Below are 13,059 nucleotides of genomic sequence, written 5' to 3'. Positions count from 1 at the left end.
CTTTCCTTTGATGCAAGATTGGGCCCGGGGTCTGGGATTTTCCCAAATCGGGGTCGCCGGCGTGGATTTGACCTCAGCCGAGCCCGGGTTGATCCAATGGCTGGAGCAAGGGTTCCATGGTGACATGCATTACATGCAGGCGCATGGCCTCAAGCGCGCGCGCCCGGCCGAACTGGTGCCCGGCACCGTCAGCGTGATCACCGTGCGCATGGACTATCTGCCGCGCGACACGCCCGAGGGCTGGCAGGCGGTGGAATGGGCGCGGCTCGGGCGTCCGCAGGAAGCCATCGTCTCGGTCTATGCCCGCGGCCGCGATTACCACAAGGTGCTGCGCGCGCGCCTGCAAAAGCTCAGCGACCTGATTGCCGCCGAGGTCGGGCCCTTCGGCCACCGCGTGTTCACCGACTCGGCGCCCGTGCTCGAGGCCGAGCTGGCGCGGCGCAGCGGCCAGGGCTGGCGCGGCAAGCACACGCTGGTGCTCAGCCGCGACGCGGGCTCGATGTTCTTCCTGGGCGAGATCTATGTCGACCTGGCGCTCGAACCCACGGCGCCGGTCAGCGCACATTGCGGCAGCTGCCAGTCGTGCAGCGACGCCTGCCCCACGGGCGCCATCGTCGCGCCGCAGCGCGTCGATGCGCGGCGCTGCATCTCCTACCTGACGATCGAGCACGCGGGAGCGATTCCCGAGGAACTGCGCCCGCTGATGGCCAACCGCATCTACGGCTGCGACGACTGTCAGCTCGCCTGCCCGTGGAACAAGTTCGCGCAATCCAGCAGCCTGCCGGATTTCGATGCGCGCGCCGGCCTGGTCGGCGCGCAGCTGGCGCAGCTGTTCGCCTGGGACGAGGCGACCTTCCTGCGCTGCACCGAGGGCAGCCCGATCCGGCGCATCGGCCATGCGCGCTGGCTGCGCAACATTGCCGTGGCGCTGGGCAATGCCTGGCGCGAAACCGGTGATCACGACGTGCGGCAAGCCCTGCTTTCGCGCAGCGAGCACCCCGATGCGCTGGTGCGCGAGCATGTGCAATGGGCGCTGGCGCAGCGCGAGGTGGCGCTCACTCTGGGCTAGGGGTAAACACCAGTAAATTAGTGCGTGCATCCACTTTGCGGTCACGGGTCCAACGCTTAGCATTCAGGGTCCAAAAAACCCTAAAAGGTGACTTTTATGTCTCAACGCAATCGCTGGATCGGCCTTACCCTGGCGCTCGCCAGCTCGGTTGTCATGGCCCAGGCCTACCCGACAAAGCCCATCAAGCTGCTGGTGCCCTTTGCCGCCGGCGGCACCACCGACATCATTGCGCGCGTCATTGCCGAGCCACTGGGCAAGGAACTCGGCCAGGTGGTCGTGGTGGAAAACCGCGGTGGTGGCGGCGGCGCCATCGGTGCGCTCGAGACCGCGCGCCAGAAACCCGATGGCTACAACCTGGGCATCGCCACGCTGTCGAGCATGGCCACCAACCCGGCCATCAACCCCAAGACGCCCTACGATCCGATCAAGGATTTCACGCCGATCATCAACATCGCGGCCACGCCCAACGTGATCGCGGTGAACCCGAAATTCCCGGCCACGGACTACAAGGCCTTCGAGGCCTACCTGAAGAAGAACCCGGGCAAGTACTCCTACGGCTCGTCGGGCACGGGCGGCGTGCAGCACATGCTGATGGAGCTCTACAAGAGCCTGACGCAGATCGACATGGTCCATGTGCCCTACCGCGGCGCGGGCCCGGCGCTCAATGACGCCGTTGCCGGCCAGATTCCGATGGTGCTGGACAACCTGCCTTCGGCGCTGCCCTTCATCAAGGACAAGCGCCTGGTCGCGATTGCCGTGGCCGCGCCCCAGCGCCTGGCCGTGCTGCCCGATGTGCCGACCTTCAAGGAAGTCGGCCTCGAGCAGGTCAACCGCATGGCGTTCTACGGCATCCTGGGCCCGAAGAACATGCCCAAGGAACTGGTCGACAAGATCAACGCCGCCACGCGCAAGGCGCTGCAGGATCCGGCCGTGCGCAAGCGCATCGAGGACACCGGCTCGCTGGTGGTGGCCAATTCGCCCGAAGAGTTCGCCACCGAGCTCAAGAACGAGTTGGCCGTCTACAAGGAAGTGGTCGCCAAGCAGAAGCTGACGCTGGACTGAGCCTCCGCCGCCCCGGCCTACAAGACCCGCAGCGTTCCGCGCTGCGGGTTTTTTCATGCCCGGCTCGTGTACGCTAGGCGCATGCCGACCCCCTTGCCTTCTTCCACGGCCCATGCTGCGCTCGCGCAAAGCCAGGCGGCCATCGATGCCTTCATCGACGCGCTGTTCCTCGAGGACGGGCTGTCGCGCAACACGCTGGCTGCCTACCGGCGCGACCTCACGCTCTATGCGCAGTGGCTGGCCGCGCAGCCCGAGCCGCTGGCGCTGGATGCCACGCAGGAGGCGCAGCTGCAGGCCTATTTCGCGGCCCGGCTGGAGCACAGCAAGGCCACCAGCGCCAACCGGCGGCTCACGGTGCTGCGGCGCTATTTCCACTGGGCGCTGCGCGAAAAGCGCCTGGCGGCCGACCCCACGGTGCGGCTGCTGGCCGCGCGCCAGCCGCCGCGCCTGCCCAAGACGCTGACCCAGGCGCAGGTCGAGGCGCTGCTGAACGCGCCCGACGCCGGCACGCCGCTGGGCCTGCGCGACCGCAGCATGCTCGAGCTGATGTATGCCAGCGGCCTGCGCGTGAGCGAGCTGGTGGGGCTGCAGAACCACCAGGTGGACCTGCGCTCGGGCGTGGTGCGCGTCACGGGCAAGGGCCAGCGCGAGCGCCTGGTGCCCTTCGGCGACGAGGCCGCGTGGTGGCTGCAGCGCTATCTGCAGGAAGCCCGGCCGGCCATTCTGGGTGGGCAGCACAGCGACGACCTGTTCGTGACCCAGCGCGGCAGCGCCATGTCGCGCGTCATGTTCTGGATGCTGGTGAAGAAGCACGCGCAGCAGGCCGGCATCACCGCGCCACTGTCGCCGCACACGCTGCGCCATGCCTTTGCCACCCACCTGCTCAACCATGGCGCCGACCTGCGCGTGGTGCAGATGCTGCTGGGCCATGTCGATATCTCGACCACCACCATCTACACCCATGTGGCGCGCGAAAGGCTCAAGGCGCTGCATGCGCAGCACCATCCCAGGAGCTGAGCCTTCGAGGAATGCCATATTGCCGACCTAAGCACTGCTTATGCGGCTTAAGGCAAAATGCCGGCCATTGCGCAGCCGCGGGAACCGTCCCGCGGCGCCGCCGGCAGGCCCCGAGGGCGCCGGTCCCATCTTTGTTCGGAGTGGTAATGACAAATTCTTTGCGCCGTAGCTGGCTGGTTGCCGGTGCGCTGGCCGCGCTGCCGATGTTCTCCTGGGCCCAGTCCTGGCCCGCGCGCCCCATCCGCGTGGTGGTGTCCTATCCCGCGGGCGGGGTGAGCGACGTGGTCGCGCGCGCGCTGGGCGACAAGCTCACGGCGCAGCTGGGCCAGCCGATCATCGTGGAAAACAAGGCCGGCGCCGGCGGCGCCATCGGCCTCGACCAGGTCGCCAAGTCCCAGCCCGATGGCTATACGCTCGGCTTCTCCTCCATCAGCCCGCTGGCGCTGAGCCCGCACCTGGGCAAGCTGCCCTTCGATCCGGCCAAGGATCTGATGCCCGTGGCCAGCGTGATGTATTCGCCGGTGCTGCTGCTGGGCACCAAGCGCAGCACGGCCAAGGATTTCGGCCAGCTGATCGCCCAGGCCAGGCAGGAGCCGGGCAGCGTGCGCTGGGCCACCGCCGGCCTGGCATCGCTGGGCCACATCATGCTCGAGCAGATCGCCTATTCGGCCAAGGCCGAGATCACGCACATCCCGTACAAGGGCGGCGGCCAACAGCTCAATGACGGCCTGAGCGCGCAGTTCGAGGTGCTCTCCACCAACGCCGGCCCGGCCGTGCTGCAGCACATCAAGAGCGGCTCCTTCCACCCGCTGGCGGTGGGCGCGCCCAAGCGCCTGGCCTCGCTGCCCAACGTGCCCACGCTGGGCGAGCTGGGCTACGCACCGGCCAACCTGTCGTCGCTGTTCGGCATCTTCGCGCCGGCCGGCACGCCCGCGGCCATCGTCGGGCGGCTCAACGCCGAGATCAACAAGGCCCTGGCCCAGCCCGACCTGCAGGCAAAGCTGGCCGCCACGGACAATGTGGCCACCGGCGGCAAGGCAGCCGACTTCGCGCGCCAGATCGCCGAGGAGTCGCAGGGCAATGCGCGCATCATCCGCGCGGCGAATATCAAGCTGGATTGATTGCGCCTGCAGATGGCGAAAGGCCGGCTGTCCCTCGGGGCAGCCGGCCTTTTTCGCAAGTTGCCCAGGAACCCGAGCGGGCCGGGGCAGGTTCAGACTTCGCTCAGGCTTTCAGCCCACGCCAGCGCCTGCAGGTGCGCCCAGTTCACCTGGTGATTGGTCAGGTGCAGGGCGTTGGCGTTGCGCGCGAAGGCATCGTCGTCGCCGCTCTCGCAGGCCTTGGTCAGTTCCAGGAACGGGGCGAACACGCCTTTGCCGTGCAGCAGCGCGTCGACCACGGGCTGGGGCAGCGCCACGGTTTCCACGGCCTTGGCCAGCGGCACGCCCAGCATCACGTCCAGCAGCGAGAATACGCCGACCACGAAGGCATTGTCGGCTTCCTCGGGCGGCAGCAGCTCGGCCGCCAGCAGCTCCATCAGCCGCCCGCGCACCACGGCGGTCTGGCCCACCGCCGGTGGCGAGCCGCCGGCACGCGAGGTGGTCATGAGCAGCGCGGCCCAGCGGAACAGCTTCTTCAGTCCCAGGATCATCACCGCATGGCGGAACGAGGTGATCTCGCAGGACAGCCCGAAACCCGAGGAGTTGATGAAGCGCAGCAGGTTGAAGGACAGCGTCGGGTCCTTCTTCAGCAGCTCCTCGATGTCGGCGGTGCTGGCCTGGTGGCGCACCAGGTTGATGAGCTGCAGGACGGTGGCCTGCGAGGGCCGGATGGTCTGGGCGCGCACCAGGTCGGGCTTGGCGAACCAGAAGCCCTGGAAATAATGCACGCCCAGCTCGCGCATGTGCTCGAACTGCTCGGCGGTCTCGACCTTTTCGGCCACGATGCGGGCGTTGGTATGGGTGCGCGCGAACTTCACCAGCACCCCCGCATCCTTGAGGGCGAAGGTCTGCAGGTCCAGCTTGATGAACGCGGCCATCGGCAGCCAGCTGGCATAGGCGCGGCGCAGCACATGCTGGTCGAAGGCCAGCCGGAAGCCGCGCTCGCGCAGCCCCTGGAAGATCTGCAGCCGCGACTCGATGTCGGCCTGGGTGGCACCTTCCTCCAGCGTCGCCACTTCCAGCACCACCTTGTCGGGGTGGATCAGCTCGAGGTGCCCGCCCGCCAGGCTTTCCTGGGTGCAGTTGATGAACACCGTTTTCTGCCCGACCAGCGCTTCGGCGCCCGCATAGGACAGCGCATTGAACAGCAGCGCCGCGTCGCTGGCGGCAGTGTGGGCGTCGCGCGCGGTCGAGCGGTCGAATAGCTCATACCCGAAGACCTCCCTCTTGTCGTTCACGATGGCTTGACGGGCAATGACGGCCAGATGGTCGGCATCGATGCCTTGGGGCAAGGTGGGGGAGGCAGAAGCGGCAGCGGCTGTGAGACTCATTGGGAGATTATGGAGCGATCTCTGCAACCAGGCAGCGGCAGGGACAGCGGCGTGAGAAATTTACAGCGAATCCGCGAGATGGTCGGCCCAGGCCAGTGCCTGCAGGTGTGCGCCATTGATCTGCGTGCTGCCAAGCGCCAGGCTGCGCGCGGCATGGTCGAAGGCGGCATCGTCGCTGGACTCGCAGGCGGTGGCCAGCGTGAGCAGCATGGCCAGCGGGCCTTCTCCCTGCAGCAGCGCACTGGAGACCGCTTCGGGCACGCCCACCAGCGCCAGGGCCGGCGCCAGCGGCATGGGCAGCATGGCGTCGAGCAGGGAGAACAGACCGGTCACGAATGCGTGGTCGGCCTGGTCCGCATCCATCCCCGCTTCGAGCGCCAGCAGCTCCATGAGCCTGGCGCGCACCACGGCCTTCTGGCACACGGACGAGGGCGGGCCGCCATCGCGCGTGGCCGTGAACAGCAGCGCGGCCCAGCGAAACAGCCTGCGCAGGCCGAGGATCATCACGGCCTCGCGAAAGGAATTGACCGGACGGCGCAGGCCCATGCCCGCCGAATTGATCATCCGCATCAGGTTGAATGCCAGTCCTGCATCCTTCTTCAACACCTGTTCGATGGCCTCGGTGCCCGCCTGCTGGCGCAGCAGGTTGATCAGCTCGATGATGTGCGCCTGCGCAGGCGCCAGCAGCTGCGTGTGGACTTCGGCCGGGCGCGCAAACAGGGAACCCTGGAACAGCTGCATGCCATACCGGGCCGCGCTCTCGTGCTGCTGCGGGGTTTCGACCTTTGCGGCGATCAGCTGCGCCGAAGAGAGGCGGCGTGCGTACGGGACCAGCACCCCCAGCCGCTCGGCAGCCAGTGCCGACATGTCCAGCTTGATGTAGTCGGCCAGCTGCAGCCAGGGCGCATAGGCGCCGTCCAGCACGCTGTGGCCGAACGCCAGGCGAAAGCCCTGGGCGCGCAGCTGCGCCAGGATCGGCAGGCGGGCAGTGACCTCATCCTGGGCGGCATGCCCGAGGGGCGGTATCTCCAGCACCATCTGCGCCGGGTTGAGCAGGTCGAGGTGGCCTCCGGCCAGGCTTTCATGGCTGCAGTTGACGAACAGCAGCTTGGTGCCGACGATCTCCTCGGCGCCTACATGCGACAGCGCGGTGAACACCAGCAGCACGTCGGAGGCCGCAGGGTTCGGCGTGGCAGTGCGTGAGCGGTTGAACAGCTCATACCCGATGACCTGCTGCCTGTGGTCGACGATGGGCTGGCGGGCAATCAGCGGCGGCGCAGGGGCAAGAACGGTGGTTGGTGGGATCATGGATGGCAATCGGGCGAGGCTGGCGGTCTAGCGCTCGATTGTAGGAAAACCGCCGTGGCTTCGCCGCGGTGCCGTCAGCTTTGTTCCAGCCAGCGCAACTCGCTCTCGCTGAAGCCTGCTGCGCGCCGGGCTTGCGTGTTGAAGGGCGGGCGCATGCGCGGGGCCGCGTAGCGGCGCGTGAGTTCGGCGTAATGGGTCTCCGGGTCGAGGCCGTCGCGCGCGCAGAGCCAGCGGTACCAGTGGTTGCCGATCGCCACATGGCCGACCTCCTCGCGCAGGATCACATCGAGGATTTCCACGGCGGCCAGCGCATCGCCGGTGCCGACCTGGCGCAGCTTGGCCTGGATCTGCGGCGTGGCGTCGAGCCCGCGCGCCTCCATGGTGCGCGGCACCAGCGCCATGCGTGCCACGATGTCGCCCTGGGTCTTCTCGCACATCGTCCACTGGCCCTGGTGCGCGGGAAAATCGCCGTAGTCGTGACCCTGGCTGCGCAGGTGCGCGCGCAGCAGCTGGAAGTGCTTTGCCTCCTCGGCCGCCACCTGCAGCCAGTCGCGGTAGAAGGCTTCGGGCATGCGCGGGAAGCGCCAGATGGCATCCAGCGCCAGGTTGATGGCGTTGAATTCGATGTGCGCGATCGCATGGATCAGCACCGCACGCCCCAGCGGCGTGGCCGGCGAACGCCGCGCCATCTCGGTGTGCGGGCGCAGCTCGGGGCGCTCGGGGTGCCCGGGCAGCAGGATGCCGGCAGGCGCTGCAAGTTCCGCAGCGGGGTCTATTGAAAAATCCTGCCGGGAATGCATATGCAATGTCTGCAGGGCTTTGCGTTCAGGATCGGCAAGGCATAAGGCCTCAAGGGCGCGGCGGCGTAACTCCATCCCTACAATTCTAGGTTTGCATAACGAACGGGGACAAACCGATGGCGATTTATGAACTCGAGGGCCGCGCGCCGCAGCTGGCCGCATCCGCCTGGGTGGCCGACAGCGCCCAGGTGATGGGCGATGTGACGCTGGGCGAGGACGTGAGCGTCTGGTTCGGCAGCGTGCTGCGCGGCGACACCGAGAGCCTGCGGGTGGGCGCGGGCAGCAACATCCAGGACGGCAGCGTGCTGCATGCCGACCCGGGCCAGCCGCTGGTCGTGGGCGAGCGCGTCACGGTGGGCCACCAGGTCATGCTGCATGGCTGCACCATCGGCGACGAGTCGCTGATCGGCATCGGGGCGGTGGTGCTCAACGGCGCGAAGATCGGCCGCAACTGCCTGGTCGGGGCCGGCGCGCTGGTCACCGAGGGCAAGGAATTCCCCGACGGCTCGATGATCATCGGCAGCCCCGCCAAGGCGGTGCGCCAGCTGACCCCCGAGCAGATCGAAGGGCTGCGCCAGAATGCGCGGCATTACATTGACAACGCGCGCCGCTACAAGGGCGGCTTGCGCAAGCTCGGCTGAAGCCGGGCATTTTTCCAGGAACACCTGCGTGTCTGAACTCCATAAATTCCTCTTCGAAGGCCTGCCGGTGCGCGGCATGATCGTGCGCCTGACCGATGCCTGGACCGAAATACTCGCGCGCCGCGCCGGCAACAGCGAAACCGGTGCCTATGCGCCACCCGTGCAGGCGCTGCTGGGCGAGATGGCGGCGGCCGGCGTGCTGATGCAGTCGAACATCAAGTTCAATGGGGCGCTGGTCATGCAGGTGTTCGGCGACGGCCCGGTCAAGCTGGCCGTCACCGAGGTCCAGCCCGACCTGAGCTTGCGCGCCACCGCCACGGTGCGCAGCGGGCAGCCGGTGGCCGACAACGCGAACCTGGCCGACCTGCTCAACGTCGCCGGCGGCGCGCGCTGCGCGATCACGCTCGACCCCAAGGACCGCCAGCCCGGCCAGCAACCCTACCAGGGCGTGGTGCCGCTGGAGGACGCGCAGGGCCGGCGCTTCGAGCGCCTGTCCGAGGCGCTGCAGTTCTACATGCTGCAGTCCGAGCAGCTGGACACGGTGCTGGTGCTGGCCGCCAACGACCAGGTGGCCGCGGGCCTGCTGGTGCAGCGCATGCCGGTCAAGGGCGAGGCCAACCTCGCTGCCGCCACGGAAAGCGCCGAGTCCGGCAGCGACCAGATCGGCGTGAACGAGGAATATAACCGCATCGCCACGCTGGCTTCCAGCCTCACGCGCGAGGAACTGCTGACGCTCGACGTCGACACCATCCTGCGCCGGCTGTTCTGGGAGGAGAAGCTGGTGCGCTTCGAGCCCCAGGTGGGCGACAGCGCGCCGCGCTTCGCCTGCAGCTGCAGCCGCGAACGCGTCTCGGGCATGCTGCGCACGCTGGGCCTGGACGAGATCGAGAGCATCGTGCAGGAGCGCGGGCAGATCGAGGTCGGCTGCGAGTATTGCGGGCAGCAGTACCGGTTCGACCCGATCGATGCGGCGCAGCTGTTCACCGAGGCGGGAAAGCAGCCGCCGAGCTCGGGGATGGTGCAGTAAATAGGCTTGCGGGGGATGACGGCGCAGCCGGTCACCCTTCAGCACAATGCACTGTGCCAGGGCAGGAATGGAGCTTGAGGGTTGGCCATTCATCCTTCGACAAGCTCAGGACGAACGGTTGGTGTGCCGGATACGCGCTCATCGTTGGTCCGTACCCTGTGCCGAACTTCAGCAGATATTGGTTCCGGCACGGTGCTTTTTACTCCGTTCGCCCTGAGCTTGTCGAAGGGTGGACGTCCTGTCCTCTATTGAAGACCGGTTGTCAACGAACTGAACAACCTGCGCTCACACTCCGGATCACTGCACTGCTCACAGACAGGCCGCAACCGCTGGCTGGCCTCGCTGGCCCGATGGCGTGAAGTGGTTGCGCAAGGAGCAACGGCATCGATTGCCTGTAGCGCATGCGACAGCCGCTGCAGCGGCGTGATCCCATAGACCACGCGAAACACGACGTCCAGGCGCATCAGCTGTGCGCGCAGGAGGGCATCCTCGCGCTGCTGCTGCGCCTGCGCGGACGCGGGGCATTCGAGGTCCAGCCCGCACAGCAGCCAGCAATGCTGCCCTTGCGCCGGCAGAGCGCGCTGCGGCGCAGCAAGCCACTCGGGGCTCGCATTCAGCACGGTGTAGAGGGGAAGGGCCAGCGCCAGATCGGCGCACAGCGTTTCGGCGCCGCTGTGGCATGCGCCCAGCACATGCACCACGGCCGCCAGCGGTTCAGATGCCATCAACGGTGCATGACCTGCACGAAGATCTCGTTGGGCTTGAGCATGCCCAGCTCGCTGCGCGCCTTGGCCTCGACCATTTCCAGGCCGTTCTTGAGGTCGTTCACCTCGACCTGCAGCCGTTCGTTGGCGCTGCGCACCACGGCGTTGGCGGCATTCTGTTCGGCAATCTGCTGCTTGAGCTCCTGCACGTAGGCCACGCTGCCGTGGCCCAGCCACAGCTGCGCATGCACGGCGCCAAGCAGCACCAGCAGAACCAGTGGAACGATGCGATTGACCATGGGCTTGGGCTAGAAACGTGGCACAGGCTGCGCATGGAGCCTCGGCCCCATGCGCAGCGGCTGGACTCAGCGCAGGTTGTAGAACGCCTCGCGGCCGGGGTAGAAGGCGATGTCGCCCAGGTCTTCCTCGATGCGCAGCAGCTGGTTGTACTTGGCCATGCGGTCCGAGCGCGACAGCGAGCCGGTCTTGATCTGGCCAGCGTTGGTGCCCACCGCGATGTCGGCAATGGTCGAGTCCTCGGTCTCGCCCGAACGGTGCGAGATGACGGCGGTATAGCCCGCGCGCTTGGCCATCTCGATGGCGGCGAAGGTCTCGGTCAGCGTGCCGATCTGGTTGATCTTGATCAGGATGGAATTGGCGATCTTCTTGTCGATGCCTTCCTTCAGGATCTTGGTGTTGGTGACGAACAGGTCGTCGCCCACCAGCTGCACCCTGGAGGCCAGGCGTTCCGTCAGGATCTTCCAGCCGTCCCAGTCGCCTTCGGCCATGCCGTCCTCGATGGAGATGATCGGGTACTTGTCGCACCAGCCGGCCAGCATGTCGGTCCACTGCGTGGCGGTGAGCGTCATGTTGCCTTCGCCGGCCAGCACGTACATGCCGTCCTTGTAGAACTCGCTGGCGGCGCAGTCCAGGCCCAGAGCGATCTGCTCGCCGGCCTGGTAGCCCGCGGCTTCGATCGCGTCGAGGATCAGCTGGATCGCGGCTTCGTGGTTCTCCACGGAAGGCGCGAAACCGCCTTCGTCGCCCACGGCCGTGCTCATGCCCTTGTCGTGGATGATCTTCTTCAGCGCATGGAACACTTCGGCGCCCCAGCGGATGGCTTCGCGGAAGCTCGGTGCGCCCACGGGGATGATCATCAGCTCCTGCAGGTCGAGCGAGTTGTTGGCGTGCGCGCCGCCGTTGATGACGTTCATCATCGGCACCGGCAGCTGCATGCCGCCCATGCCGCCGAGGTAGCGGTACAGCGGCAGGCCGGCTTCCTCGGCCGCGGCGCGGGCCACGGCCATCGACACGGCCAGCATGGCGTTGGCGCCCAGGCGGCCCTTGTTGTCGGTGCCGTCGAGGTCGATCAGGGTCTTGTCCAGGAAGGCCTGTTCCGATGCGTCGAGGCCCAGCACGGCTTCCGAAATTTCGGTGTTGATGTGCTCGACGGCCTTGAGCACGCCCTTGCCCAGGTAGCGGCTCTTGTCGCCGTCGCGCAGCTCGATGGCCTCGCGCGAGCCGGTGGACGCGCCCGAGGGCACGGCCGCTCGGCCCATCACACCCGATTCCAGCAGCACGTCGCATTCGACGGTGGGGTTGCCGCGGCTGTCCAGCACTTCGCGTCCAACGATGTCAACAATCGCACTCATGATTTTCCTTTGGAGGTTTTTGAATCGGGTGATTGGCCAGGCGGGGCAGGCCCCGACTTGGCCGAAGCCCCTGCAGGCAGAGCGCGGCAGGGGCTTTGAATGGGGCAGGCGGCCGGGCCATGGTCGCTCGGGGCTTCAGACGCCTTCGACGCAGACCATGCGCATGATGGCAGCGCCTTCGCGCGCCTCGCGCGCCTTCAGGTATTGAGGCGAATCATAGAAGGCCCGGGCGGCATCGAAGCTGGGGAACTTGAGCACGACGACGCGGCCGGGATTCCAGTCGCCCTCGAGCACTTCCACCGCGCCGCCGCGGATGCAGACCTCGGCGCCATGGGCCTGCATGGCTTCGGTGCTCCACTTGCGGTACTCGGCATACTGCTCGGGGTTGGTGACGTCGACCGATGCAATGATGTAGCCACTCGCCATTTTCTAGGCTCCGAACTGATTTTCGAGGAAACCGTTGCGCTTGGTCACGTCGTCGAGCGCAACCAGCGTTTCCAGCAGCGCGCGCATGTGCTTGAGCGGCACGGCGTTGGGGCCGTCGGACAGCGCATTGCACGGGTCGGGGTGGGTCTCCATGAACAGGCCCGCCACGCCCACGGCCACGGCCGCGCGCGACAGCACCGGCACCATCTCGCGCATGCCGCCACTGGTCTCGCCGTTGCCGCCGGGCAGCTGCACGCTGTGCGTGGCGTCGAACACCACCGGGGCGCCGGTCTCGCGCATGATGGCCAGCGAGCGCATGTCGCTGACCAGGTTGTTGTAGCCGAAGCTCGCGCCGCGCTCGCAGGCGGTGAACGAGTCCTCGGGCAGGCCCGCTTCCCTGGCCGCGGCGCGCGCCTTGCCGATGACATGCTTCATGTCGTGCGGCGCCAGGAACTGGCCCTTCTTGATGTTCACCGGCTTGCCCGACTGGGCCACCGCGCGGATGAAGTCCGTCTGGCGGCACAGGAAGGCCGGGGTCTGGAGCATGTCGACGATGCCTGCCACGTAGGGCACTTCCTCGACGGTGTGCACGTCGGTGAGGATCGGCACGTTCAGTTCCTTCTTCACCTTGGCCAGGATCTCCAGGCCCTTTTCCATGCCCGGGCCGCGAAAGCTCGAGCCCGAGGAGCGGTTGGCCTTGTCGAAGCTGCTCTTGAAGATGAAGTTGATGCCCAGGCCCGAGGTGATTTCCTTGAGCTGGCCGGCCACGTCCATCTGCAGCTGCTCGGACTCGACCACGCAGGGTCCGGCAATGAGGAAAAAGCGCTGGTCGAGGCCGATATCGAAGCCGCAGAGTTTCATG

At 67.0% G+C, this 13,059-nt stretch carries 14 protein-coding genes; 6 read left to right on the top strand and 8 right to left on the bottom strand.

All coding sequences use genetic code 11. From position 1 onward, the window contains the following. Nucleotides 1-10 precede the first annotated feature (10 nt). The 4 genes from queG (at nt 11) to M9799_RS03745 (ending at nt 4,269) form a co-directional block, all read left to right on the top strand. Entirely contained in the window at nt 11-1,069 is a 1,059-nt protein-coding gene (queG, locus tag M9799_RS03760) for a tRNA epoxyqueuosine(34) reductase QueG (protein WP_231044229.1), read from the top strand. 96 nt (nt 1,070-1,165) lie between these two features. After that, nucleotides 1,166-2,131: a tripartite tricarboxylate transporter substrate binding protein BugE gene (locus M9799_RS03755; RefSeq protein WP_231044092.1), complete on the top strand. Its 966-nt coding sequence runs from the start codon at nt 1,166-1,168 to the stop codon at nt 2,129-2,131. An 81-nt stretch (nt 2,132-2,212) separates the two neighbouring features. Continuing rightward, nucleotides 2,213-3,148, top strand: a complete 936-nt coding sequence (gene xerD, locus M9799_RS03750; protein ID WP_231044093.1) for a site-specific tyrosine recombinase XerD — start codon at nt 2,213-2,215, stop codon at nt 3,146-3,148. Between the two features lie 146 nt (nt 3,149-3,294). Next, nucleotides 3,295-4,269, top strand: a complete 975-nt coding sequence (locus M9799_RS03745) for a Bug family tripartite tricarboxylate transporter substrate binding protein (RefSeq protein WP_231044094.1) — start codon at nt 3,295-3,297, stop codon at nt 4,267-4,269. Between the two features lie 92 nt (nt 4,270-4,361). On the opposite strand, the gene M9799_RS03740 is transcribed toward M9799_RS03745, so the two are convergent. From M9799_RS03740 to M9799_RS03730, 3 genes are all read right to left on the bottom strand, one after another. Further along, on the bottom strand, nt 4,362-5,639 hold the full coding sequence (locus M9799_RS03740) for an EAL and HDOD domain-containing protein (RefSeq protein ID WP_231044095.1): 1,278 nt from the start codon (nt 5,637-5,639) through the stop codon (nt 4,362-4,364). A 60-nt stretch (nt 5,640-5,699) separates the two neighbouring features. Next, entirely contained in the window at nt 5,700-6,947 is a 1,248-nt protein-coding gene (locus M9799_RS03735; RefSeq protein WP_231044096.1) for an EAL and HDOD domain-containing protein, read from the bottom strand. Between the two features lie 74 nt (nt 6,948-7,021). Beyond that, complete coding sequence (locus M9799_RS03730) at nt 7,022-7,822, bottom strand: ferritin-like domain-containing protein (RefSeq protein WP_231044097.1); 801 nt, start codon at nt 7,820-7,822, stop codon at nt 7,022-7,024. 41 nt (nt 7,823-7,863) lie between these two features. On the opposite strand from M9799_RS03730, the gene M9799_RS03725 reads away from it, so the two are divergent. Next, nucleotides 7,864-8,388 (top strand): gamma carbonic anhydrase family protein, encoded by a 525-nt coding sequence (locus M9799_RS03725; protein WP_231044098.1) that lies wholly within the window; start codon nt 7,864-7,866, stop codon nt 8,386-8,388. Between the two features lie 28 nt (nt 8,389-8,416). Next, on the top strand, nt 8,417-9,415 hold the full coding sequence (gene hslO, locus M9799_RS03720; protein ID WP_231044099.1) for an Hsp33 family molecular chaperone HslO: 999 nt from the start codon (nt 8,417-8,419) through the stop codon (nt 9,413-9,415). Between the two features lie 245 nt (nt 9,416-9,660). Here the strand turns inward: hslO and M9799_RS03715 are convergent, their stop codons facing one another. The 5 genes from M9799_RS03715 to kdsA all read right to left on the bottom strand — a co-directional run bounded on the left by M9799_RS03715 (nt 9,661) and on the right by kdsA (nt 13,058). Further along, nucleotides 9,661-10,116, bottom strand: coding sequence for a hypothetical protein (locus M9799_RS03715; protein WP_231044100.1), 456 nt, complete (start codon nt 10,114-10,116; stop codon nt 9,661-9,663). A gap of 23 nt (nt 10,117-10,139) precedes the next feature. After that, on the bottom strand, nt 10,140-10,418 hold the full coding sequence (locus tag M9799_RS03710) for a septum formation initiator family protein (protein WP_231044101.1): 279 nt from the start codon (nt 10,416-10,418) through the stop codon (nt 10,140-10,142). Nucleotides 10,419-10,484: 66 nt separating this feature from the next. After that, a complete protein-coding gene (gene eno / locus M9799_RS03705; protein WP_231044102.1) occupies nt 10,485-11,771 on the bottom strand; it encodes a phosphopyruvate hydratase in 1,287 nt (428 codons plus the stop codon). A gap of 135 nt (nt 11,772-11,906) precedes the next feature. Further along, on the bottom strand, nt 11,907-12,197 hold the full coding sequence (locus M9799_RS03700) for a DUF1330 domain-containing protein (RefSeq protein WP_231044103.1): 291 nt from the start codon (nt 12,195-12,197) through the stop codon (nt 11,907-11,909). 3 nt (nt 12,198-12,200) lie between these two features. Continuing rightward, nucleotides 12,201-13,058 (bottom strand): 3-deoxy-8-phosphooctulonate synthase, encoded by an 858-nt coding sequence (gene kdsA / locus M9799_RS03695; protein ID WP_231044104.1) that lies wholly within the window; start codon nt 13,056-13,058, stop codon nt 12,201-12,203. Nucleotide 13,059: the final 1 nt, after the last annotated feature.

Origin of the sequence: Comamonas endophytica, assembly GCF_023634805.2 — a bacterium.
Taxonomy (GTDB): Bacteria; Pseudomonadota; Gammaproteobacteria; order Burkholderiales; family Burkholderiaceae_C; genus Comamonas; species Comamonas endophytica.
This window is presented reverse-complemented; position numbering and strand designations above follow the sequence as displayed.